The 22366-nt window shown below is 64.1% G+C and carries 22 protein-coding genes and 1 pseudogene; 5 read left to right on the top strand and 18 right to left on the bottom strand.

What is annotated here, in order from left to right:
* Positions 1-41 precede the first annotated feature (41 nt).
* Positions 42-1880 (bottom strand): DNA helicase RecQ, encoded by a 1839-nt coding sequence (gene recQ / locus FJ417_RS06805; RefSeq protein WP_140782935.1) that lies wholly within the window; start codon positions 1878-1880, stop codon positions 42-44.
* Complete coding sequence (locus tag FJ417_RS33475) at positions 1880-3526, bottom strand: sulfotransferase (protein WP_246687408.1); 1647 nt, start codon at positions 3524-3526, stop codon at positions 1880-1882. The genes recQ and FJ417_RS33475 overlap by 1 nt, the downstream gene beginning before the upstream one ends.
* Positions 3527-3778: 252 nt before the next feature.
* Here FJ417_RS33475 and FJ417_RS33915 point away from each other — a divergent pair.
* A pseudogene (locus tag FJ417_RS33915) lies at positions 3779-3868 on the top strand (LysE family translocator); the annotation flags it as partial.
* Positions 3869-3874: 6 nt separating this feature from the next.
* On the opposite strand, the gene FJ417_RS06790 reads toward FJ417_RS33915, so the two are convergent.
* Positions 3875-4621: a sulfotransferase gene (locus tag FJ417_RS06790; protein WP_181183166.1), complete on the bottom strand. Its 747-nt coding sequence runs from the start codon at positions 4619-4621 to the stop codon at positions 3875-3877.
* A 253-nt stretch (positions 4622-4874) separates the two neighbouring features.
* Here FJ417_RS06790 and FJ417_RS06785 point away from each other — a divergent pair, with 253 nt between their 5' ends.
* Positions 4875-5924: a glycosyltransferase family 9 protein gene (locus FJ417_RS06785; protein ID WP_140782934.1), complete on the top strand. Its 1050-nt coding sequence runs from the start codon at positions 4875-4877 to the stop codon at positions 5922-5924.
* 140 nt (positions 5925-6064) lie between these two features.
* On the opposite strand, the gene FJ417_RS06780 is transcribed toward FJ417_RS06785, so the two are convergent.
* Genes FJ417_RS06780 through uxaC form a run of 8 tightly spaced genes read right to left on the bottom strand, consistent with a single transcriptional unit; the run spans position 6065 to position 13142 of the window.
* A complete protein-coding gene (locus FJ417_RS06780; protein WP_181183164.1) occupies positions 6065-6397 on the bottom strand; it encodes a cupin domain-containing protein in 333 nt (110 codons plus the stop codon).
* A gap of 34 nt (positions 6398-6431) precedes the next feature.
* On the bottom strand, positions 6432-7199 hold the full coding sequence (kduD, locus tag FJ417_RS06775) for a 2-dehydro-3-deoxy-D-gluconate 5-dehydrogenase KduD (RefSeq protein WP_140782932.1): 768 nt from the start codon (positions 7197-7199) through the stop codon (positions 6432-6434).
* Positions 7196-8047: a 5-dehydro-4-deoxy-D-glucuronate isomerase gene (kduI, locus tag FJ417_RS06770; protein ID WP_140782931.1), complete on the bottom strand. Its 852-nt coding sequence runs from the start codon at positions 8045-8047 to the stop codon at positions 7196-7198. The genes kduD and kduI overlap by 4 nt, the downstream gene beginning before the upstream one ends.
* 20 nt (positions 8048-8067) lie before the next feature.
* On the bottom strand, positions 8068-8841 hold the full coding sequence (locus tag FJ417_RS06765) for a FadR/GntR family transcriptional regulator (RefSeq protein WP_140646491.1): 774 nt from the start codon (positions 8839-8841) through the stop codon (positions 8068-8070).
* A gap of 11 nt (positions 8842-8852) precedes the next feature.
* Positions 8853-10133, bottom strand: a complete 1281-nt coding sequence (locus FJ417_RS06760) for a TRAP transporter large permease (protein WP_140782930.1) — start codon at positions 10131-10133, stop codon at positions 8853-8855.
* Between the two features lie 3 nt (positions 10134-10136).
* Positions 10137-10718, bottom strand: coding sequence for a TRAP transporter small permease (locus tag FJ417_RS06755; protein ID WP_140704411.1), 582 nt, complete (start codon positions 10716-10718; stop codon positions 10137-10139).
* A gap of 5 nt (positions 10719-10723) precedes the next feature.
* Positions 10724-11701 carry a TRAP transporter substrate-binding protein gene (locus FJ417_RS06750; RefSeq protein ID WP_140782929.1) on the bottom strand — a complete coding sequence of 326 codons (978 nt, stop codon included), beginning with the start codon at positions 11699-11701 and terminating at the stop codon, positions 10724-10726.
* Between the two features lie 37 nt (positions 11702-11738).
* On the bottom strand, positions 11739-13142 hold the full coding sequence (gene uxaC / locus FJ417_RS06745) for a glucuronate isomerase (protein ID WP_140782928.1): 1404 nt from the start codon (positions 13140-13142) through the stop codon (positions 11739-11741).
* A gap of 164 nt (positions 13143-13306) precedes the next feature.
* Between uxaC and FJ417_RS06740 the strand changes: the two genes are divergently transcribed.
* The gene (locus FJ417_RS06740; protein WP_140782927.1) at positions 13307-14818 is read left to right on the top strand and encodes a mannitol dehydrogenase family protein; all 1512 of its coding nucleotides are present in this window, start codon (positions 13307-13309) and stop codon (positions 14816-14818) included.
* A gap of 187 nt (positions 14819-15005) precedes the next feature.
* Here FJ417_RS06740 and FJ417_RS06735 read toward each other — a convergent pair whose 3' ends face one another.
* The 7 genes from FJ417_RS06735 to FJ417_RS06705 all read right to left on the bottom strand — a co-directional run bounded on the left by FJ417_RS06735 (position 15006) and on the right by FJ417_RS06705 (position 21598).
* Positions 15006-15413, bottom strand: coding sequence for a F0F1 ATP synthase subunit epsilon (locus FJ417_RS06735; protein ID WP_095769727.1), 408 nt, complete (start codon positions 15411-15413; stop codon positions 15006-15008).
* A 109-nt stretch (positions 15414-15522) separates the two neighbouring features.
* A complete protein-coding gene (atpD, locus tag FJ417_RS06730; protein WP_140658982.1) occupies positions 15523-17103 on the bottom strand; it encodes a F0F1 ATP synthase subunit beta in 1581 nt (526 codons plus the stop codon).
* Between the two features lie 65 nt (positions 17104-17168).
* Complete coding sequence (locus FJ417_RS06725) at positions 17169-18053, bottom strand: F0F1 ATP synthase subunit gamma (protein WP_140704404.1); 885 nt, start codon at positions 18051-18053, stop codon at positions 17169-17171.
* 34 nt (positions 18054-18087) lie between these two features.
* A complete protein-coding gene (gene atpA / locus FJ417_RS06720; RefSeq protein WP_140646477.1) occupies positions 18088-19617 on the bottom strand; it encodes a F0F1 ATP synthase subunit alpha in 1530 nt (509 codons plus the stop codon).
* Positions 19617-20177 (bottom strand): F0F1 ATP synthase subunit delta, encoded by a 561-nt coding sequence (locus FJ417_RS06715; RefSeq protein ID WP_140658980.1) that lies wholly within the window; start codon positions 20175-20177, stop codon positions 19617-19619. Before FJ417_RS06715 ends, atpA begins: the two co-directional genes overlap by 1 nt.
* Before the next feature lie 235 nt (positions 20178-20412).
* Positions 20413-20808: a DUF4345 family protein gene (locus tag FJ417_RS06710; RefSeq protein ID WP_140546140.1), complete on the bottom strand. Its 396-nt coding sequence runs from the start codon at positions 20806-20808 to the stop codon at positions 20413-20415.
* A gap of 94 nt (positions 20809-20902) precedes the next feature.
* Positions 20903-21598, bottom strand: a complete 696-nt coding sequence (locus FJ417_RS06705; protein WP_140782926.1) for an aspartate/glutamate racemase family protein — start codon at positions 21596-21598, stop codon at positions 20903-20905.
* Between the two features lie 65 nt (positions 21599-21663).
* Here FJ417_RS06705 and FJ417_RS06700 point away from each other — a divergent pair, with 65 nt between their 5' ends.
* Positions 21664-21906 carry a type II toxin-antitoxin system Phd/YefM family antitoxin gene (locus tag FJ417_RS06700; protein ID WP_140646473.1) on the top strand — a complete coding sequence of 81 codons (243 nt, stop codon included), beginning with the start codon at positions 21664-21666 and terminating at the stop codon, positions 21904-21906.
* Entirely contained in the window at positions 21903-22358 is a 456-nt protein-coding gene (locus tag FJ417_RS06695) for a type II toxin-antitoxin system VapC family toxin (RefSeq protein ID WP_140782925.1), read from the top strand. The genes FJ417_RS06700 and FJ417_RS06695 overlap by 4 nt, the downstream gene beginning before the upstream one ends.
* Positions 22359-22366: the final 8 nt, after the last annotated feature.

The following is a 22366-nucleotide window of genomic DNA, read 5'->3' as shown; positions in this document are numbered from 1 at the left end:
GCGGTAGACTCCGGCGGCAGTAGGCTGAGATATACGTCTTGTCAGCTTTCTGACGGGTGCGCCGCGATCGCACTCAAGAACGCCTCGCCGAACTCCTTGAGCTTGGCTGCACCCACGCCATTCACCTCGGCGAAATCGTCGAGGTCGCGCGGACGGCGCTCGGCCATGTCGATCAGGGTGCGGTCGGAAAACACCACATAGGCCGGCACCTGGCGTTCCTTGGCGAGCCGCAGCCGCAATGTCTTGAGCGCGGCCAGCAAGGAAGTGTCCACGCCCTCGCCGCCCATGGCGGAACCCTGCGCGGCCCGCTTCCTGCCGCGCGCGAGACGGTCCCGGCCCTCGACACGATACTCGAACGCAACCTCGCCACGTCCGAGCGCGCGGCCAGCTTCCGAGATGGCGAGACCGCCATGGCCGTCGGGGTCCGGCACCAGGAAGCCGCCGGCGACGAGTTGCCGGATGAGCGACAGCCAGACCGGCTTCCTGTGCATGATGCCGGTCTTGAAGCTGGTGAGCTTCTGATGGCCCCTGGCCAACACCTTTTCGGTCTCATGGCCGAGCAGGATGTCGATGACATGGGCGGCGCCGAAGCGCTCGCCGCTCTGCGCGACAGCCGCGAGGATGATCCGCGCCTCCGTCCCGCCATCGGCGCGCGGCGCCTGGTCGAGGCAGTTGTCGCAATTGCCGCAGGCCTGCGCCTCCTCGCCGAAATAGCCGAGCAGCACCTGGCGCCGGCACTGCGCCGTCTCGCAATAGCCGATCAGCGTGTCGAGCCGGCGATGCGCCCGTCTTTTGTGCTCGGGCGAGGTATCCTCGTCGTCGATGAACATCCGCCGCGTGCGGATGTCGCCGGCACCGTAGAGCATGTGCGCTTCCGCCGACCGGCCGTCGCGTCCGGCACGGCCGATCTCCTGGTAATACGCCTCCAGGCTGCCGGGCAGGTCGGTGTGGAAGACATAGGCGACGTCGGGCTTGTCGATGCCCATGCCGAAGGCGATGGTCGCCACCATGACGACGCCGGAGAGGCTCATGAACGCGTTCTGGTTCGCCTCCCGCGCGTCCTTGCTCATGCCGGCATGGTAGGCGAGCGCGCGCACGCCGTTCTTGTCCAGGAAGGCCGCCATTTCCTCCGTCTTGCGGCGCGACAGGCAATAGATGATGCCGCTCTTGCCCTGGTGGCGCTCGATGAAGCGCAGCAGCTGGCGCTTGCTGTCCTGCTTGGGCTCTATCGCCAGCTTGATGTTGGGCCGGTCGAAGCCAAGCACCAGGGTCTCGGCCCGCCCGGCAAACAGCCGGGCTTCGATGTCGGCGCGGGTAGCCTCGTCCGCCGTCGCCGTCAACGCGATGATGGGCGCTTGCGGAAACAGCCCGCTCAGCCGCGACAGGTCCTCATATTCGCGCCGGAAGGCCGGGCCCCACTGCGAGATGCAATGCGCCTCGTCGATGGCGATCAGGCCGATATCGAGCCGGGACAGGGCTTCGAGCATCCGCTCCGTCATCAGCCGCTCCGGCGCCATATAGAGCAGCCTTGTCTGCCCGGACGCGACGCGGCGCCAGGCCGCGACATTGGCGTCGCGGTCGAGCGAGGAATTGATCGTGTCGGCGGCCACCCCGGCAAGGCGCAAGGCGGCGACCTGGTCCTGCATCAACGCCACCAGCGGCGACACCACGATGGTGAGCCCGCCCTTGACCAGCGCCGGAACCTGATAGCAGAGCGACTTGCCAGCGCCCGTCGGCATGACCGCCAGCACATGGCGCCCGGCCAGCAACGCCTCGATCACGCTCGCCTGCCCCGGGCGAAAATCGTCGAAGCCGAACACATCCTTCAGGACGCGCCGCTTGTGGTCCTCGGCCCGCAGGCCCGCTGCCTGTGCCGGCATCACCGCGCCGTTCCCGTGTTCAAGGCGTCGGCCGGCATGTCATAGCCGAATTCGCGGCAGAAGCTTTCCACGCGGGTGAGGAACGTCGCCGGCAGGCCATGCAGATAGGTCCGGAATTCTTCATTGCGTTCCCATTTTTTCAGCGACGTCGGTCGTATCGGATTATCCGCATCCCGGCTGTACAGGGTGACCGGTGAAAGACCGAACGACCGAGCGATCCTGCCCTGGACGATATCGGGTTCAGCGATCAAGTCCTCATAGCGCAGATGGAAAACGGCTCTTTCGGGCTGAGCCTTTCTAAGGCGCATCAATCCGTCATACTCCGCCTCCCAGCGCTCGGTCGTTACATGAAAGCGCCGCTCGTTCACAGTCTCCGGATGAGAGCTGGTGAGCACGTCGAAAGGATGCCGCACGCAATAGATCAACCCGATCGAGTCCGGCAGATGCTCGATGTCCTTATGGCTCTCATAGGTGCGTTTGACGACCCGATTGAATTCGGGCCGATCCAGTTCGAGCAGCGCGCGGTAAGGCGCTTCGTCCGCATGGACATAGATATCGTCGAAGCACCCCATCAAGCGACGGCTGAGCGTGGTTCCGCTGCGGGCGCAGCCGGCAATGAAGATTCTTTTGCGAGACGTCATTGCCGAGGGCAGCCAGGGCGCAGCCTTGCGCAAGCGCCAGAACAGCCGTCTTGCGCCACGCCGCAGAGTGGTCGCCGGCGTCCGGACTGCTTTGGCAGGGACGTCCCTCGACGAGATCTCGGCCAAGGCGATGCCGCTCTCTCCGGCGACGGCGTAGAGCAGCCAGCTTCGCCCGTCCTCTTCGAAAATGGCGGGGTCGCGCAACGCGTTCTCCCTGCCCTTGGCAGGGCCTTCCCGGCTGTGACGGACCGGCAAGCCCGCCCCTTCGAAATCCATCTGCGGCCGCAACAGTTCGGTCTCGCCCCGCACCGTCCAGTTTCGCCAGTCCTCGGCGAGATCGATCGTGCCGTGAAGGATCCGTTCCGGCGCGTCGCCCCTGCGCGTGTAGTAGACCCGCAGCCAGCGACCGGATTTCTGCAGCGCCAGATGCCGTGGGACGGGAAGATGCTTCATGCCGTGAAGAACGGCCGGGCCCCGTTCGAAATCGGAGATGCCGGTCCTGGAGCGGAAGACGGTGACGGCCCCTGTCCCGAGAAGACCGTACCACCATTGGTCGTGGTGGAAGAACCGGGCATAGGAAGGCCCGAGCGGCTCGGAAAGCGGATTGAAATGAAGGCCGTCACCGGATGTCGCGGCAAAGCTCATCTGGCCTTCCCTACCTTTTGCCGGTCCATGAAAATACATGATGAAGCAACGCTGGCGCCGATCGACGTGAACCTCGGGAGACGCGATGTGGCCTTCGATGAAGGGGCATTGATCGAGCGACAGCACCCCGCCGGGATGGATGCGCCACGGACCCTCGATCGAATCCGCGTGAGCGAGGCGGATATAGGAGCCATTGTGGTCAGCGAAATAGAGATAATAGGCGCCGAGCCGCCCCGGCGCCCAGTCGGGCATGCCGATCAGCGACGGTCCGTTGATGTTCATCCCATCGCCGCCGGGCAACATGTCCGGCGTCACGATGAGCCCATGCCGCCTTGCGGTGAGAACGGGTTGCGCGATCATGCGGCGGGCTGCTTCCGGTCGCCGGTTCCGTTCCGACGACCAGCCAGCCTGTTGTGGAGCCTGCACGTTCCAGCCCGGTTTCGCTGGGTGTCACGTGTCGCTTGCTCTTCCAAGCCAGCCCCCTTCAAGGATTGATCCTGCCGCCGCCGCGCGCGGCAGGCGCCTTGGCGATGGCCGGTCCGGCATCGTTCGGTCTTGTCGTTTCGATACAACGGCGAGCGTTGAAACGGAAGCCAATGCCTGGGGCCGCCCCGCAAACCGGCAGTGCTGAAATGGCAGGGCAAGGCGGTCGGCGGCATCTATTGCGCGCTCGGCATATGTCTGGCGCTGCAGCAGCGCTGAAATGCTTCACCCGGTAGCGCCGGTCCAGGCAGGCATGTCGTAGCCGAATTCGCGACAGAAGGCATGCATGGGTCCAAGAACGGCCGGTGACAGCTGACCTTGAAGATAGGCGCGATAGTCTTCGTTGCGCTCCCACTTGCGCAGCGAGCGCGCGTGGATAGGGCGCTGCCCGTCCCCGGTCACCGGCACTCTCGGGCGGAGCCCGAACCGATCTGCGATTCGCTGCTGCACGGCGTCCGGGCCGGCGATCGTGTCTTCGTAGCGCACGTAGAGAATATCGCGCGCCGGCTGCGCCTTTCTCAGGCTCAGCAGCGCATCGTATTCCAGCACCCAGCGGTCCGCCGTGGTGTGAAATCGACGTTCCCCCATGGTCTGCGGATGCACGCTGGTGAGCACATCCAAAGGATGTCGAACGCAATAGACGAGACCGATGTCGGCAGGCAATTTTGCAAGGTGGGCGAAGGCCCGGGAATCGCGCTTGACGACCAGATTGTTTTCCCGGCGGTCCAGCAGATAGAATTTCGTGTGCCGCGCCTCGGGCGGCCAGACGAAAGTGTCCTCGAAGCTTTTCATGATGCGTTGCGTCAGGGTCGTTCCGCTGCGCGCGCACCCGGCTATGAATATCTTGTTGGCCCGCGCGGCCCACGCATTCGGCCTCGACCGCCAGCGAATTTTGACGGCCGTCACAAGGCGATCAAGCTCCCTGCTTGACCGGGCCATCAGAAAACCGACGGCCGCCCCGAGTTTTGGCATATCCACCCCCATCGCGTGGAACGACTTGGCCCCAGCCGCCCTCGGTTCATTGGCCGAAATAGCCTTGTTCGAAGCCGGAACCCCCGGGGCCATATCGAGCCTGACATCGCCAACCCGGTCCCCGCCGGCGAGATGACAAAGCCAAGCTTTTCCTTATACAAGAAACCAGGCATGTTCCTGCGGGATTTCAGCCGGGGTGCTGATTTTTCTTGCAAGAATTCTTGCGATCCAGCTTCTGCGGCATCACACATCAATGGAATTCGCCGTCACGATGGATTCGTCCGCGCCCGTGCTGATCTTCTATGCCCGCAACGACGCGCTTGGCGACGGCCTGCTGCGGATTCCGGCCCTGCGTGCGGCAAGAACGGCCTTTCCGCAAAGCCATATCGTCTACGGCGCCATGCGCGGTTCATCGCTCTCGCAGGTGTTGCGCAAGCATGTCGCGCATCTCGTCGATGACTTCAGGACGAAGACGCCGCTTTCCGCCATCCTCGCCGAATTCGCGCCGCGCGGCCGCAAGGCCATCGTCGTCGATCTGCGGACCGGCGTGCCGGGCCTGATGCTCACGGCTCTGCAACTCGCGGGCCGGGGCATCCGCCACGAAGCGAATTTTGCCGGCCATCTTCTGTCGCTGCGCTGGGGCACGCGATTGACGCTGCGGCCGGAACACAATGCCTGGCGCTATCACCGGCTCATCGAGCGCCTGGCGGGCCGGCATCTGCCTTTCGATCACAGGCTCGATGTTCCGGACGCCGCCCGCGCGCGGGCGCGCCGGTTGCGGGACGGTTGCGGCCGTCCGCTCGTCCTGCTCGGCGGCAATGCCCAGGCCAGGAAGTGCATGAACGAAGATCAAGTGGTGGCCGTCGCCGGCAATCTCATCGATGCCGGCTACCGGGTGCTCTATCTGGCGACGCCCGGCAGCGGACCGACGCCGCAGGCTCTCGTCGCCAGGGAAAGTCGCCTCCAGGTGGCCGGCCCGGAACTCGCGCCGGACGTCGCAGGCTTCGACGATCTCCTGCTGGCGCTGGGTGAGATGGCGGTCGCCTATATCGGCATGGAGGGCGGACTGGCGCATCTTCTGGCCACGGTCATGACGCCGGCGGTGATCGTCAACAACGGCGCCAATATGGAGCGCTGGCGACCGCTTTCGAGCAGGGTCGAGGTCGTCACGGCGCCAAGGCGAGGCCGTTCGGCCAATGTCGCCGACACGCCGGTCGAGGCCATACTCGATGCCGCGCATCGCCTGCTCGCGGCAGGCTGCCGCGACCACGCGGCGGCCGCGCCGGGGCCGGAAAAGGCGTGAAACCGCTCCGGTGCAGTCCGGCTTTTCCGTGAAACGCTCTAGAGCATGATCCCGAAAAGTGGGAACCGGTTTTCGGAGAAAGATCATGCTCCAACAAAGCGTTAGATCGTGAGGGCGGTTCAACGAAACGCCATCACGATCTAGCCCAGGAAATCGGATCGGCAGGGCGCGAAGCTGTCGACCAGCCGCCCGGCCTCCATCGCCTTGACGCCATGCACGAGATGGGACGGCACGATGAAGCTGCCTCCTGTTTCGAGGATCTCCGATCGGCCGTCGATAGTGACCTCGAAGCGGCCCTCGGCGACATAGCTTGCCTGCACGTGCGGATGCGAATGCAGCGCGCCGATGCCGCCCTTGTCGAAGGCGAACTCGACCATCATCAACTCATCGGTGTGCACCAGCACCCGCCGTCGGTTGCCGTCCGGCGTCGGCTCCCAGGCTTTTTCGCCCGCGTGGGAAAAGATATCGGTCATCACTCAACGTCCGTTCGAAATGGGCAGGAAACTGTCATCGCGCCAGCCAGCCGCCATCGACAGGCATGACTGTGCCGTGCACGTAGTCCGACGCCGGCGCGAGCAGGAACACCGCCACGTCACCGATATCCGTGGGCTGGCCCCAGCGTCCGGCCGGGATGCGCCCGAGGATCGCGGCGCTGCGGTCGGGATCGGCGCGCAAGGCTTCGGTGTTGTTGGTCTCGATATAGCCCGGCGCGATGCCGTTGACGTTGATGCCTTTTGCCGCCCATTCGCAGGCAAGCAGCCTTGTGAGGCCGAGCACGCCGTGCTTCGAGGCCGTGTAGGAGGCAACGCGGATGCCGCCTTGGAAGCTCAGCACCGAGCCTATGTTGACGATCTTGCCGCGCCGCCCCGGCTCGGCAAGCACGCGCCTCGCGAAACCCTGGCAGAGGCGAAAGACCGTCTTCAAATTGACGTCCATCACCTCGTCCCAGTCGGCTTCGCTGAGGTCGACCGCGTCGGCGCGCCGGATGATGCCGGCATTGTTGACGAGGCCGTCCAGCGGGCCACTCTCGCCCCAGATCCGGTCGAGCATCGCAGCTGCCTCGGCCGGATCGCCGAGGTCGACTTTCACCGCTTCGAAGCTGCCCCCCGCCGCCGCGACCTTCCCGGCCGTCTCGTCCATCGCCGAGCGGCCTGCGCCGACGACCATGCCGCCGGCGCGCGCGACCGACACGGCGATGCCTTGCCCGATGCCGGTGTTGGCGCCAGTGACCAGGATGCGCTTGCCCACGAGGCTGAAGGCGGAAATATCGCTCACCGCAATTGATCCATCGCCACCTGGTCGACGTCGGCATAGTCGACATTGTCTCCGGCCATCGCCCAGATGAAGGCGTAGTTGGATGTGCCGGCGCCCGAATGGATCGACCAGCCCGGCGATAGCACCGCCTCCTCGCTGCGCATGACGATGTGGCGCGTCTCGTCCGGTTCGCCCATGAAGTGGAAGACGCGCTGCCCTTCCGGCAGATCGAAATAGAGATAGGCTTCCATGCGCCGGTCATGCACATGGCAGGGCATGGTGTTCCACACCGATCCGGGCGCCAATTGCGTCATGCCGACGACGAGCTGGCAGGTCTTGACGCCGTCGGCGTGGATGAACTGGAAGATCGAGCGTTCGTTGCTGGTCGCCTGGCTGCCGAGGTCGAGCCGCCTGGCGTCGCCGATGCGGATCAACTGGCTGGGATAGGTCCGATGCGCCGGCGCGCTCAGCAGGTAGAATTTTGCCGGCTTGTCGGGCTCCGCCGAGGCGAACGACAACTGCTCAGTGCCCATGCCGAGATAGACCATGTCGCGCGCCGCCAATTCGTAAGGCAGGCCGCCGGCCGTGATGGTGCCGGCGCCGCCGATGTTGACGGCGATCAGTTCGCGGCGATCGAGGAAAGCCTTGGTTCCGGTCGGCTTGATCGCCTCGAGCGGCAAGATTTTGTCGATAGGCATGGCGCCGCCGACGATCATGCGGTCGTAATGCGTGTAGGTCAGGCTGACAAGGCCCGGCTGGAAAAGCCCCTCGACGTGGAAATGGTGGCGCAGCTCGTCGGTCCCCATGGCCGCGGCGGCGATAGGATCGATGGCGAAACGCGAGGAAAATTCGGTGTGTGTCTGGTCCATTTCTAGGCCTTGTCTGACGGTCACTCGGTCGATGCCGCTTTCAGCGAATTGGCATAATAGGCCTGTCTGGCCTGCAGCCGCTCGCGGTAGCGCTGCTGGCTGCGGGTCAGATGCGTGCGCATCGCCTCGCGCGCGGCCTCGGCATCGCCCGCCGAGATCGCATTGAGGATGACGAGGTGCTCGCGCTGCAGGCCGCGCTGGTACTCGTCCGACTGGACGAGCTCTGTCGACCAGGGCGAGGTCACGTCGCAGGGAATGGCGCGGCGTCCCAGCACATCGAGCATCTCGACATAGAACGGGTTGTTGGTGGCGCTGGCGATCGTGCGGTGGAAGGCGAGGTCGGCCGGGCCGGTCGGCTGGCTGGCGAGCAGCAGCCGCTCGAACTCGAAGAAGGCCTCCTGGATCGCGGCCTCCTGGGCGGCGTTGCGTCGGATGGCGGCTAGGCCCGCCGATTCGATCTCGATCGCGAGGCGGACCTCGAGCACGTTGAGCGCGACCGAATCCTTGGCTCCCATGTCGGCGGCCAAAACGCCGAAGGTCGTCGAGATGTGCTCGCTGACGAAGACGCCGGCGCCTTGCCGCGCTTCGACCATGCCATCGGCGGCAAGCTTGGCCAGCGCCTCGCGGATGACCGTGCGGCTGACGCCGAAAGTCTCCGTCAGCTGGCCTTCGGTTGGCAGCTTCTGTCCTGGCGGAACCTCGCCTGCCAAGAGCTGCTTGCGGATCGCCGCGACCACTGTCTCCGACAGTTTCGGCTTGCGTTCGACCCTGAGGTCGGCAACTGTTTGGGACACGTGGTGCCCTCCTAATGGAACAGGCTCGGCAGCCACAATGAGATTTCCGGTATGTAGGTGACAAGCATCAGCACCGCGAAGGCCGCTCCATAGAACGGCCAGATCGAGCGCATTGCCGTCCAGATGGGAATGCGACCGATGGCGCAACTGACGAACAGCACCGCGCCGACCGGCGGCGTGCAAAGGCCGATGCCGAGATTGAGGATCAGGATGACGCCGAAATGCACGGGATCGACGCCATAGGCCATGACCACCGGCAGGAAGATGGGCGTGGTGATAATGATGAGCGGCGACATGTCCATGAATGTGCCGAGGATGAGCAGGACGACATTGATCAGAAGCAGTATGACCAGCTTGTTGTCGGACACGGACTGCAAAAACGCGACAAGCGCTGCCGGGACCCGGAGATAGGCCAGCAGCCAGCCGAAGGCCGCGGCGCAGCCGATAATCATCAGCACCATCGCTGTCGTGCGCACCGCCGCCGTGGTCGCGGTGACGAAATCGTTCCAGCTCATCGACCGGTAGATGATCAACGTCACCAGGAAAGCATAGACGATGGCAATGCAGGAGCTTTCGGTGGCGGTGAAGATGCCGGAGCGGACGCCGCCAAAGATGATGCCGATCAGGATCAGCCCGGGAATGGCGGCGACAAGCAGCTGCAAGGCCCGGCCGAAACCGGCAAACGGTTCCGTCGGATAGCCGCGCCGGCTTGCCACCAGATAGGCGGTGACCATCAGTGACAAGGCCAGCAACAGCCCCGGCAGAACGCCAGCGGTGAACAGATCCGCGATCGAGATGCGGCCGCCGGCCGAGATCGAATAGATGATCATGTTGTGCGACGGCGGGATCAGCAGCGCAATGATGGCGCCGACTGAGGTGATGTTGACGGCATAGTCGACGCCGTAGCCGCGCGCCTTCATCTGCGGGATCATCAGCCCGCCGACGGCTGAGGCATCGGCCACCGCCGAACCGGAAATACCGCCGAACATGGTCGACGCGGCAATGTTGACTTGGCCCAGACCGCCGCGCAGATGGCCGACCAGGGACCCGGCCAATGCCACCAGGCGGGCGGCGATGCCGCCGCGAACCATAAGGTCGCCGGCGAAGATGAAGAACGGGATGGCCATCAGCGAAAAGACGCTGACGCCGGAATTGAGCCGCTGGAACACCACGACGGGTGGCAGGCCGATCGTGATGATCGTCGCGAAGCTGGCGACGCCGAGGCAGAATGCGATCGGCGTGCCGATAACCAGCAGGAAGACGAAAGTGCCGAAAAGCACGATCAGCGCCATGGTTCAAAGCTCCTCGCCGGTTGCGTAGATGTCGGCATCGACCGGCAGCCCGGCAAAGCGCCCCGCCAGCCGCTCGAGTGAAAACAGGCAGACCAGCCCGCCCCCCAGGATGACCGGCAGGAAGCTGACGCCGCCAGGCAAGGCGAGCGATGGCATCACCGTGTTCCAGGTCAGCCTGGCCAGTTGCACGCCATAGACGATCATGCCGGCGCCGAAGGCCAGCACGACGAGATCGGAAATGCTGCGCAGCACCGCCTTGGCCGAGGCAGGCAAGACATAGAGCAGCACGTCGAAGCCGAGATGCGTCCGCTCGCGCACGCCGACGGCGGCGCCGAGAAAGATGAACCAGCCCATCAGCAGCACGGATGAGGATTCGGTCCAGCTCGGCGAGCGGTTCAGCACGTAGCGCGAGAAAACCTGCCAGAAGATGATGACGGTCATCAGCGTCAGCCCGGTGCCGCTGACCCATAACGCCAACCGCGCAAGCCCGGAAAGGGTCCGTTCCACCCGCAGCCAGAACCCTTTCGGACCCGACCGGCTGGATGGCAGCGCGGAAACCTCCGTGCCACCGGGCCCATTGCCCATCCCGGTCATTTCGTCGCCTGGATACGGGCGGCGAGGTCCTTGAGCTCGGGCGTCGACAGATATTTGTCGTAGACCGGTTTCATCGCGTCGATCAGCGGCTGCTTGTCGATCTCGCTGATCTTGACGCCGGCCTTCTCGACGATGTCGCGCGACTTCTTTTCCTGCGCGTCCCACAGCTCGCGCATCTTGACGACGCTGTCCTTGGCCGCCTGGCGCACGATCGCCTGGTCTTCCGGCGCGAGCTTGTCCCAGCTTGCCTTCGACATCACCAGCACCTCCGGCACGATCTGGTGCTGATCCAGCGTGTAGTGCTTGGCGACCTCGTAGTGCTTGGCGGATTCGAAGCTCGGCCAGTTGTTCTCGGCGCCGTCGATGACGCCGGTCTGCAACGCCGAATAGACCTCGCCATAGGCCATCGGCGTAGCGTTGGCGCCAAGCGCGTTCACCATGTCGACAAAGACGTCCGACTGGATGACGCGGAACTTCATGCCCTTCATGTCGGCCATCGAGGTGACATCCTTCTTCGTGTTGTAGAAGGAGCGCGCACCTGAATCGTAGAAAGCGAGTCCGACAAGGTCATGCGCTTCGAAGGCCTTCAGGATCTCGTCGCCGATCGGCCCGTCCATGACATGGCGCATATGCTCGACCGAGCGGAAGATGTAGGGCAACGACGGCACGGCGGTTTCCGGCACAATGCCGTTGAACGGCCCCATGGAGACGCGATCGAGGTCGACGACGCCGGCTTGGGTCTGCTCGATCGTGTCCTTTTCCTCGCCGAGTTGCGCCGAATGATAGACCTCGATCGAATAGCGCCCGTTGGTGCGCTGCTTGATCAGCTCGCCCATATATTTGACCGCCTCGACTGTCGGATAGCCGTCCGGATGGGTGTCCGAAGAGCGCAGGACGGTTTCGGCCCGCGCGGTGCCGATCATCAAGGACCCGATGGCGAATGTCGCCGCCAGCAATCTCGAAATACGCAACATGTTCTTTCCTCCCTTCAAAAATCACGGATGCCCTGGCTCAGAGCCGGTACGCTTTCTTGGCAAGCGAGTAGGCAAGCTCCTGCGCCAGCTCATGCGCCTCCTCCTCCCGAAGGCGATGCTCTGCGACCAGCCGCGCCAGAAAGGCGCAGTCGACACGCCGCGCGACGTCGTGGCGCGCCGGGATCGACGGAAAGGCGCGCGTGTCGTCGTTGAAGCCGACGGTGTTGTAGAAGCCGGCCGTCTCGGTGGTCATCTCGCGGAAGCGGCGCATGCCTTCCGGGCTGTCGTGGAACCACCAGGCCGGCCCGAGCTTGAGCGCCGGATAGACGCCGGCGAGCGGCGCAAGCTCGCGCGCATAGCTCGTCTCGTCGAGCGTGAACAGGATGATTGTGAGGTCGCGCTCCAGCCCGACGCAGTCGAGCAGCGGCTTCAGCGCCGTCACATAATCGGTCCGGGTCGGGATATCGAAGCCCTTGTCGCGGCCGAATCTCTGGAAGACAGAAGGCGAATGATTGCGCCATGATCCAGGATGGATCTGCATCGCCAGGGCGTCGTCGCGGCTCATCTTGGCCATCTCGGTCAGCATCTGGGCTCGGAACAGTTTTCGCTCGCGCTCATCCTCGGAGCCGCTCCGGATGCGGTTGAACAGATCTTCGGCCGCCGCGTCGGAAAGATTGGCGGTCTCGGCCGTCGGATGGCCGTGATCGGACGAGGTCGCGCCGAATTCCTTGAAATAGGCACGGCGCTTTCGATGCGCATCGAGATAGCCGGACCACCTTCCGGTGTTGCATCCGGTGATCTCGCCGAGGCGATCGAGATTGGAAGCAAACCCTTCGAAATCGGGATCGACCACGGCGTCCGGCCGATAGGCGGTGACGACACGGCCGTTCCAGCCGCTGTCGCGGATCGTCCGGTGCCATTTGAGATCGTCGAGCGCGCCTTCGGTCGTCGCGATCACCTCGATGTTGAAGCGTTCGAACAGCGCGCGCGGCCGATAGTCGTCGCGCTGCAGCAGCGTGGCTATCGTATCGTAGATGCGGTCGGCGCTGGTCGCGGTGAGCGGCTCCTCGATGCCGAACAGATGTTCGAACACATGGTCGAGCCAGAGCCGTGTCGGCGTGCCGCGGAAGAGGTAGTAATGTTCGGCGAAGCGCCGCCAGATCGCCCGGCCGTCGGTCTCGACCGGCGAACCGTCGAGCATCGGCACGCCGAGTTCCTCCAGCCGCACGCCTTGGCTGAACAGCATGCGGAAAATGTAATGGTCCGGCACGATCAAGAGCTGCGCCGGATCGGGAAACGGTTCGTTGAGCGCGTACCAGCGCGGGTCGGTGTGGCCGTGCGGACTGACGATCGGCAGGTCCTTCACACCCGCGTAAAGGTCGCGCGCCAATGATCGCGTTTCCGGCGCGAAAAGCAGGTCCGGATCGGTCAATGCGGCCACGCGGCTCCTCCCAGGCTTCGCTATTGGTAGATCGGTCAGAGATAATGTCAACATACAAATATTATGTAGTTGTATGATGACTTTCCAAAGGAACGCGGCCATTGTGTATGGTGACAGCGGGTGTTACGTCGCTGCCGTCGTTTTCCGATCGGAGACTGGCTTCCATGAGCGGCCGCCTGTCCAACGCCACCTTTGCGGAGCTGCCGCCCGAAGTTCTGGTGCCTCGCTACGACCGCAAGTCTGTCGCGTCCGGCATCGTCCATCTTGGCGTCGGCGCCTTTCACCGTGCCCACCAGGCCGCCTATGTCGATGCCTGCCTGGCGGACGGCGAGAGCGATTGGGGCATCGTCGGCGTCTCGCTGCGCAGTCCCGACACGCGCGATGCGCTCAAGCCGCAGGACGGGCTCTACACGCTGGCCATCAGGGACAGCGCCGGCGAACGGCTGCAGGTGATCGGCTCGATCCAGTCCTTGCTCGTCGCTCCGGAGGATCCTGGCGCGGTGCTCGCCGCGCTGACCGATCCGCGCATCCGCATCGTCACGCTCACCATCACCGAAAAGGCCTATCTCAGGGCGGCCGACGGCACGCTCGACAGCGCGCATCCCGATATTGTCCACGACCTCGCCAACCCCGGATCGCCGAAGACGGCGCATGGATTTCTCGCCGAATCGCTTGCGCGCCGACGCGCCGCCGGCACGTCCCCTTTCACTGTGCTGTGCTGCGACAACCTGCCGGCCAACGGCGCCACCCTGCATCGGCTGTTGATCGAGTTCGCGAAATTGCGCGACGCCCAAACAGGCTCTGGCGACCAGCTGTTAGCGGGCCATGTCGCCGACGAAGTGGCCTTCCCGTCTTCCATGGTCGACCGCATCGTGCCGGCGACGACGGATACCGATCGCGCCCGTATCGCCGGCGAACTCGGCATCGATGATGCGTGGCCGGTGATGACCGAGCCGTTCCGCCAATGGGTGATCGAGGACCGCTTTCCCGCCGGACGGCCGGCCTGGGAGAAATTCGGCGTCGCCATGGTCGAGGACGTCGGCCCCTTCGAGGACATGAAGCTGAGGCTGCTCAACGGCGCGCATTCGGGCATCGCCTATCTCGGCCTGCTCAGCGGCCACGCCACCGTCGATCGCGCCTTTGCCGATCCGTCGATCCGGCAATTCGTCGATGCGCTATGGCAGGAGGCCATCCCAACGCTGCCGCAGGATGCCGGGCTCGACACAAGCGCCTACACGGCCGAGCTCGCCGCGCGCTTTTCCAACACGGCACTCGCCCACCGCACCGCGCAGATCGCCAATGACGGCAGCCAGAAGCTGCCGCAGCGCATCGTCGCCTCCGCCCTCGCCCGGCTGGAGGCTGGCTTGCTGCCGGAACATCTATCGCTGGTTGTCGCCGCCTGGATCGCCGCATGCGCCGCGCGCGGCAAGACGTTGCCGGAAAGCCATTTCACCGATCCGCTCGATGCCGCCCTCGGCGACCTGTTCGGCCGCAATCCGCCGACGGCGGAGATGACGGCGGCGGTGTTCGATCTCGCCGGCTTTGCCAAGGGTCATCTGGAACGGCGGAAATTGATCGAATTTGTCGCCACGCATCTCGTCCATTTCAAGCACGGCAACCCGAAGCTGGCTCTCGCCGCGCTCGGCATCGGCAACGAGAGTGGAACGGCCGGATAGCGTTTGTGCCCGGTATTGGCTGGACGGTGAGCCGGGACGGCTTCACACTTGTTTGCCGGCCTACCCATTACCTGCAGCGCGGGCATAGTCGACCCCGTTCGCATTCGGGACTGTTTCGCAAACGAAAAACGGGCAACAAAAAAGCGGGGCAGGCCCCGCTTTCCCAATCGCTTATCGGCAGCCGAAATCAGGCCGGCAGCAGAGCGCCTTCCAGCGTGGTGAGCTGGCTGAGGAACTGCTCCGCCTTGCTGCGGCTCTCGTCGTCCTTGGCGTCGGCCGCGTCTTCCTTGGCCTCCTGGATGCGGCGAGCCAGATCGGCGCGATCGATGTCGTTCACATGCGTCGCCGATTCGGCAAGAAGCGTGCAGCCGGAAGGCAGGATGTCGGCGAAACCGCCGAACACGACGAAGCGCTCTTCCTTGCCGCCCGCGGTCTTTATCGTGACGACGCCAGGCTTGATCGTGGTCATGACCGGCGCGTGCTGCGCCATCACGGTCATCTCGCCTTCGGCGCCCGGAATGACCACGGACTCCACCTGCTCGGAAACGAGCAGCCGCTCCGGCGAGACCAGTTCGAACTTGAAAGCTTCAGCCATGTAAAACTTAGCAGGTAGGGAATAGTGAGTAGTCAGTAGTGAAGGGACGCAACCGCCCGGATCACACCGCTATTCTCTACTCGCTACTCACTACTCCCTATTCGCTTTTTTATGCCGCTTCAGCCGCGAGGCGCTGTGCCTTCTCGACCGCCTCATCGATGCCGCCGACCATGTAGAAGGCGGCTTCCGGCAGGTGATCGTAGTCGCCGGCGCAGAGGCCCTTGAAGCCCTTGATGGTGTCGGCGAGGTCGACCAGCTTGCCCGGCGAACCGGTGAACACTTCGGCGACGAAGAAGGGCTGCGACAGGAAGCGCTCGATCTTGCGGGCGCGGGCCACGGTCTGCTTGTCCTCTTCCGACAGCTCGTCCATGCCGAGGATGGCGATGATGTCCTGCAGCGACTTGTAGCGCTGCAGGATCGACTGCACCTGGCGGGCGACCTGGTAGTGCTCCTCGCCGACGACCATCGGGTCGAGCATGCGCGAGGTGGAATCCAGCGGATCGACGGCCGGATAGATGCCCTTTTCCGAGATCGCGCGGTTCAGCACGGTGGTGGCGTCCAAGTGGGCGAAGGAGGTGGCCGGCGCCGGGTCGGTCAAGTCGTCAGCCGGAACGTAGATGGCCTGCACCGAGGTGATCGAGCCCTTGGTCGTCGTCGTGATGCGTTCCTGCAGCGCGCCCATGTCGGTGGCCAGCGTCGGCTGGTAACCCACGGCGGAAGGAATACGGCCGAGCAGCGCCGACACTTCCGAGCCAGCCTGGGTGAAGCGGAAGATGTTGTCGACGAAGAACAGCACGTCCTGGCCCTGGTCGCGGAAATATTCGGCGACGGTGAGGCCGGTCAGGCCGACGCGGGCGCGCGCGCCCGGCGGCTCGTTCATCTGGCCGTAGACGAGTGCTGCCTTCGAGCCCTGGCCGCCGCCCTTCTTGTTGACGCCCGATTCGATGAACTCGTGATAGAGATCGTTGCCTTCGCGGGTGCGCTCTCCGACGCCGGCGAACACCGAGAAGCCGCCATGCGCCTTGGCGACGTTGTTGATCAGCTCCTGGATCAGCACGGTCTTGCCGACGCCGGCGCCGCCGAACAGGCCGATCTTGCCGCCGCGGGCGTAAGGCGCCAAGAGGTCGAGAACCTTGATGCCGGTGACCAGGATCTGCGCCTCCGTCGACTGGTCGACATAGGCCGGAGCCGGCTGATGGATGGAGCGCAATTCGACGCCGTCGACCGGGCCTTCCTCGTCGACCGGCTCGCCGATGACGTTGATGATGCGGCCGAGCATGCCCGGGCCGACCGGGACCGAGATCGGCGCGCCGGTGTCGAAGACGTCCTGGCCGCGGACGAGGCCTTCGGTCGAGTCCATGGCGATGCAGCGCACTGTGTTCTCGCCGAGATGCTGGGCGACCTCAAGCACCAGGCGGTTGCCGACATTGTCGGTTTCAAGCGCGTTCAGAATGGCCGGCAGGTGATCTTCGAACTGCACGTCGACGACGGCGCCGATGACCTGGCGGACCTTGCCGGCGGCGCCGACGCGCTTGGCCGCAAAGGCCGGCGCGTTGGCGGTCGCTGCCGCCTTGGCGGGGGCTGCTGCCTTGGCCGGAGCGGCCGCCTTCTTGGCCGGAGCGGCCTTCGTCGCCGCTTTGGGGGCCTCTGCCGCCTTGGCGGCGGTCTTCGGGGTAGCTGCTTTCGCCATCGTCTTTGCCCTTTTCGTCTATCCGTTGTTCACGCCGTCCGCCGGGTGTCCCGCGCGGCGCGCGATTAGAGCGCCTCGGCGCCCGAAATGATCTCGATCAGTTCCTTGGTGATCTGCGCCTGCCGCTGGCGGTTGTAGGTGATCGACAGTCTGTTGATCATGTCGCCGGCGTTGCGCGTCGCATTGTCCATCGCGCTCATCTTGGCGCCCATCTCGCCGGCCGCGTTTTCCAGAAGCGCGCGGAATATCTGCACGGCGATGTTGCGCGGGATGAGGTCGGAGAGGATCTCGCCCGGCTCCGGCTCGTATTCGTAGACAGCGGTGGCGCCGTTGCCCGTTTCGGCGACGGCCGAAGCCTGTGCCGCCGGGATGATCTGCTGCGCCGTCGGGATCTGGCTGATCACCGATTTGAACTGCGAATAGAACAGCGTGCAGATGTCGAAGCCGCCCTCGTTGAAGAGGTGGATGATCTTGCGCGCGATCGCATCGGCATTGACGAAGCCGAGCGTCTTGACCTCGCGCAGGTCGACGCGTTCGAGGATCATCGAAGCGTAGTCGCGGCGCAGGATGTCGAAACCCTTCTTGCCGACGCAGATGATCTTCACCTGCTTGCCGTCGGCGAGAAGCCGGCGGATGTGGTCGCGGGCGAGGCGCGCGATCTGCGAGTTGAAGCCGCCGCACAGGCCGCGCTCGGCCGTGCAGACGATGAGCAGATGCACATCGTCCCTGCCGGTGCCCGTCATCAACGCCGGGGCATCGCCGCCGCCGCCGATTGCCTGGGTGATGTTGGCCAGAACCGCGCCCATGCGCTCGGAATAGGGGCGCGCCGCTTCCGCCGCTTCCTGCGCGCGACGCAGCTTCGCCGCGGCGACCATCTGCATCGCCTTGGTGATCTTCTGCGTCGCCTTGACCGAGGCGATACGGTTACGAAGGTCTTTTAATGAAGGCATGCTTCAAACCTGATCCCGTGCGTCCGGCTTGTTGTTAGGCGAAGGTCTTGGCGAAGGCGTCGATCTCGGCCTTGAGCTTGGCGCGCAAATCGTCCGACAGCGCCTTCTCCTTGCGGATAGCGTCGAGCACATCCTTGCCGGCCGAGCGCATGTGGCTGAGCAGGCCGTGTTCGAACTTGCCGACCTGATTCAGCGGCAGCTTGTCGAGATAGCCGTTGACGCCGGCGAAGATCACCGCGACCTGTTCCTCGACCTTGAGCGGCGAGAATTGCGGCTGCTTGAGCAGCTCGGTCAAGCGCGAACCGCGGTTCAGCAGACGCTGCGTTGCCGCGTCGAGGTCGGAGCCGAACTGCGCGAAGGCTGCCATTTCGCGATACTGCGCGAGCTCGCCCTTGATGGAGCCGGCGACCTGCTTCATCGCCTTGATCTGCGCCGAGGAGCCGACGCGCGACACCGACAGGCCGACGTTCACCGCCGGGCGGATGCCCTGGAAGAACAGGTTGGTCTCGAGGAAGATCTGGCCGTCGGTGATCGAGATCACGTTGGTCGGGATATAGGCCGACACGTCGTTGGCCTGCGTCTCGATGATCGGCAGCGCCGTCAGCGAACCGTTGCCGTTGTCGTCATTGAGCTTGGCGGCGCGCTCGAGCAGGCGCGAATGCAGGTAGAAGACGTCGCCCGGATAGGCTTCGCGGCCCGGCGGGCGGCGCAGCAGGAGCGACATCTGGCGGTAGGCGACGGCCTGCTTCGACAGATCGTCATAGCTGATCAGCGCATGCATGCCGTTGTCGCGGAAATATTCGCCCATGGTGCAGGCGGTGAACGGCGCCAGGAACTGCATCGGCGCCGGATCGGACGCGGTGGCGGCGACGATGATCGAATATTCGAGCGCGCCGCGCTCTTCCAGCACCTTGACGAACTGCGCGACGGTCGAGCGCTTCTGGCCGACGGCGACGTAGACGCAGTAGAGCTTTTCCTTTTCGGGGCCGTTGTCGTGCACCGACTTCTGGTTCAGCATCGTGTCGAGGATGATGGCGGTCTTGCCGGTCTGGCGGTCGCCGATGACCAGCTCGCGCTGACCGCGGCCGACCGGGATCAGCGCGTCGATGGCCTTGAGGCCGGTCGACATCGGCTCATGCACCGACTTGCGCGGGATGATGCCGGGCGCCTTGACGTCGACACGCTTGCGTTCGGTTGCCTTGATCGGGCCCTTGCCGTCGATCGGATTGCCAAGTGCGTCGACGACGCGGCCGAGCAGGCCCATGCCGACAGGCGCGTCGACGATGGCGCCGGTGCGTTTGACGGTGTCGCCTTCCTTGATGTCGCGGTCGGCACCGAAGATGACGACGCCGACATTGTCGGCTTCGAGGTTAAGCGCCATGCCGCGGATGCCGCCCGGGAACTCGACCATCTCGCCGGCCTGGACGTTGTCGAGGCCGTAGACGCGGGCGATGCCGTCACCGACGGACAGAACCTGACCGACTTCGGAGACCTCGGCCTCCTTGCCGAAATTCTTGATCTGGTCTTTCAGAATTGCGGAAATTTCCGCAGCGCGGATGTCCATCAGCCGACCTCTTTCAGTGCAAGCTTGAGCGAATTGAGTTTGGTTTTGAGCGACGTATCGATCTGGCGCGAGCCCATCTTGACGATCAGCCCGCCGAGCAGCGACGGATCGACGGTCATGGCGATGGCCACGTCCTTGCCGGCGATGCCCTTCAGCGTCGCCTTGAGTTCATCCTGCTGCGCGGTCGTCAGCGCATGCGCCGAGGTGACCTCGGCGGACGCCTCGCCGCGATGGTCGGCCGCGATCTGGCGGAACGCCTTGATCATGCCGGGCACCGCGAACAGGCGGCGGTTCTTGGCCACGACGCGCAGGAAATTGCCGACCAGGCCGGTGATCTTGGCCTTGTCGGCGATGGCGGCGATGGCCTTTGCCTGGTCCTCGCTGGAAAACACCGGGCTGTTGATCAGCCGCGAGAGATCGTCGCTGTCATTGAGCATTGCCTCGAAGCCGCCGAGGTCGGCCTCGACCTTGGCGACGGAATTGTCCTGCAGCGCGAGCTCGAACAGCGAGCCTGCATAGCGTTCGGCGACAGCTGAGATTGGCGATGACGATTGGGCCACGGACCGTCTTTTCTCTTGTCTGACAGGCCGCAGATTGTTGGCGCGAGCGAAAACTCTGGCTAAATCTTTGACCTTACTGCATTTTTCCAAGCACGGAGGCGCGGCTTCCGCTATCCCCGGTCGAAAGTCGATTGCCGTCTAGCACAGGCTTTTTAAGACCGCAATGCATCGTCCGGCATGGTTTTCAGGCACTTTTGTCGCATCAGGCGGCGAAGGCCAAGCTCAAGCGTCGAATTCACGGAACGAAGCCGAAGGCAAAGGCCAGCGGCAGCGCCGCCAATGCCAATTCAACCACGATCGAAACCCAGTTGAAAGGGGTGTTGGCGCCGTCCGACATCATCGACAGAAGCCGGCCGAAGGCGGTGAACAGCCAGGAGAAGCCCAGCGCCATGTAAAGCAGCGGCTGCGCCAGGAGGATGCAGCACAGGCTGACGCCGAGATAGAAGCCCGACATGCGGCCGCGTCCTTCGGCGATCGCCGCCGCTTTCTCCGGCCTTGGCTGCAGGCGCAGCGCGCGAAAGGCAAGCCCCGGCGCCAGGAACAGGAACAGGCCGAGGGCCAGGGTCACGACGGCGCTCGACCAGGCCAGCCATTCACCCTGGCTCGCGGGCCACGGAAACGCGAAGTCCATAAATCCCCCTCGTATTTCTTGTTCTGAAACACAGGCATTCTAGCGAGGGAATGAAACCGCGCCAGAGGATGGCGGGCACATTAGGTACAGCGCATCAAGCGAGCGCGAAATCGACTGCGGCCTCGGCATGGATCCGCGTCGTATCGAACACCGGAACGTCGAAATCGCCCTGGCCGATCAACATGGTGATCTCGGTGCAGCCCATGATGACGCCGTCCACGTCGTCGGCGTGCCGCATCCGGCCGACTTCGTCGAGATAGGCGGATTTCGATTCGCCTTTGACAACGCCCTGGCAAAGCTCGTCATAGATCACCTGGTGAACCATGTCGCGGCCGGCCTGGTCCGGCACCACCGGCTGGAGGCCGTATTTGTCGGCAAGCCGACCCTTGTAGAAATTCTGCTCCATGGTGAAGCGCGTCGCGAGCAGCGCCGGCCGCTTCACGCCGGCATCGACGACGGCATGCGCCGTGGCGTCGGCGATATGGATAAGCGGGATCGATATGGCCGCCTGCACCGCGTCGGCGAGCTTGTGCATGGTGTTGGTGCAGATCAGCAGGCCCTCGGCACCGCCCGCCTCCAGCCTGCGCGCGGCTTCCACCAGAAGAGCGCCTGCGCCTTCCCAGTCGCCGGCATGCTGCCGTTCGGCGATCTCGGCGAAATCGAACGACCACAGGAGCAGCTTCGCCGAGTGCAGGCAGCCGAGCCGCTCACGCACGATCTCGTTGAGCAGGCGGTAATAGATCGCGGTCGATTCCCAGCTCATGCCACCGATGAGGCCGAGGGTTTTCATGATCGCGCTGTCCTTTCCTCAGCAATTCCTATATTATGACTACATGAGACCACAAGGAGGTTGCTGTGAAAACAATGCAAGTTCGGGAAGCCAAGGCAGGGTTCTCGGCGCTCGTCGAGGCCGCGGAGGGCGGCGAGCCCACCATCATCACAAAGCATGGTAAGCCAGCAGCCGCCATCGTTTCGGTCGAAGACTTGCAAAAGCTTTATCCGGTCGAGCGTCGAAATTTCGGGGAATTCCTTCTGACCTATCCGGGAGGAATCGAGTTTGAAAGGAATGAGTCGCCGTCGCGGGATATCGACCTTTGAGCGGCTATCTTGTGGATACTCCCATCTTATCGGCATTCGCGCCTGGAAGGCCGCCGCTTGCAAAAGACGTCGCCACCTGGATCGTGACCCAAGGTGCAAAGCAGGCACTCTTCATACCGGTTATAGCGATCACTGAAATCGAGAAAGGCATATGCAAGATGGCCCGCGCCGGGGCCACAAAACGCGCCGAGGGTCTCACTGCCTGGCTCAATGAAACCATTGAAGACTTCGCTGATCAGATTCTAGAGGTCAATGCCGATATAGCGCGAAGGGCGGGTCAAATGGAGGAGGCAGCCTCTGCACAAGGGAAGAATCCCGGTCTAGCAGACATATTGATCGCGGCCACGGCGGCAACCAACGAGCTCACCGTGATAACTGCAAACATCAGGCATTTTGAGGCGCTTGGTGTTTGGTGTTGGAATATACTGCAAGACCCGCCGAGCGACGATTAGTCACCCCA

The organism is Mesorhizobium sp. B3-1-7, from assembly GCF_006439385.1.
Classification (GTDB): Bacteria; Pseudomonadota; Alphaproteobacteria; order Rhizobiales; family Rhizobiaceae; genus Mesorhizobium.
This window is presented reverse-complemented; position numbering and strand designations above follow the sequence as displayed.

Excerpts from the sequence above, each read along its gene's own strand:
- recQ (WP_140782935.1), bottom strand. The coding sequence starts at position 1,880 with ATGCCGGCACAGGCAGCGGGCCTGCGGGCCGAGGACCACAAGCGGCGC.
- FJ417_RS33475 (WP_246687408.1), bottom strand. The coding sequence starts at position 3,526 with ATGATCGCGCAACCCGTTCTCACCGCAAGGCGGCATGGGCTCATCGTG.
- FJ417_RS06790 (WP_181183166.1), bottom strand. The coding sequence starts at position 4,621 with ATGCCAAAACTCGGGGCGGCCGTCGGTTTTCTGATGGCCCGGTCAAGC.
- FJ417_RS06785 (WP_140782934.1), top strand. The coding sequence starts at position 4,875 with ATGGAATTCGCCGTCACGATGGATTCGTCCGCGCCCGTGCTGATCTTC.
- FJ417_RS06780 (WP_181183164.1), bottom strand. The coding sequence starts at position 6,397 with ATGACCGATATCTTTTCCCACGCGGGCGAAAAAGCCTGGGAGCCGACG.
- kduI (WP_140782931.1), bottom strand. The coding sequence starts at position 8,047 with ATGGACCAGACACACACCGAATTTTCCTCGCGTTTCGCCATCGATCCT.
- FJ417_RS06760 (WP_140782930.1), bottom strand. The coding sequence starts at position 10,133 with ATGGCGCTGATCGTGCTTTTCGGCACTTTCGTCTTCCTGCTGGTTATC.
- FJ417_RS06755 (WP_140704411.1), bottom strand. The coding sequence starts at position 10,718 with ATGGGCAATGGGCCCGGTGGCACGGAGGTTTCCGCGCTGCCATCCAGC.
- FJ417_RS06750 (WP_140782929.1), bottom strand. The coding sequence starts at position 11,701 with ATGTTGCGTATTTCGAGATTGCTGGCGGCGACATTCGCCATCGGGTCC.
- FJ417_RS06740 (WP_140782927.1), top strand. The coding sequence starts at position 13,307 with ATGAGCGGCCGCCTGTCCAACGCCACCTTTGCGGAGCTGCCGCCCGAA.
- FJ417_RS06735 (WP_095769727.1), bottom strand. The coding sequence starts at position 15,413 with ATGGCTGAAGCTTTCAAGTTCGAACTGGTCTCGCCGGAGCGGCTGCTC.
- atpD (WP_140658982.1), bottom strand. The coding sequence starts at position 17,103 with ATGGCGAAAGCAGCTACCCCGAAGACCGCCGCCAAGGCGGCAGAGGCC.
- FJ417_RS06725 (WP_140704404.1), bottom strand. The coding sequence starts at position 18,053 with ATGCCTTCATTAAAAGACCTTCGTAACCGTATCGCCTCGGTCAAGGCG.
- atpA (WP_140646477.1), bottom strand. The coding sequence starts at position 19,617 with ATGGACATCCGCGCTGCGGAAATTTCCGCAATTCTGAAAGACCAGATC.
- FJ417_RS06710 (WP_140546140.1), bottom strand. The coding sequence starts at position 20,808 with ATGGACTTCGCGTTTCCGTGGCCCGCGAGCCAGGGTGAATGGCTGGCC.
- FJ417_RS06705 (WP_140782926.1), bottom strand. The coding sequence starts at position 21,598 with ATGAAAACCCTCGGCCTCATCGGTGGCATGAGCTGGGAATCGACCGCG.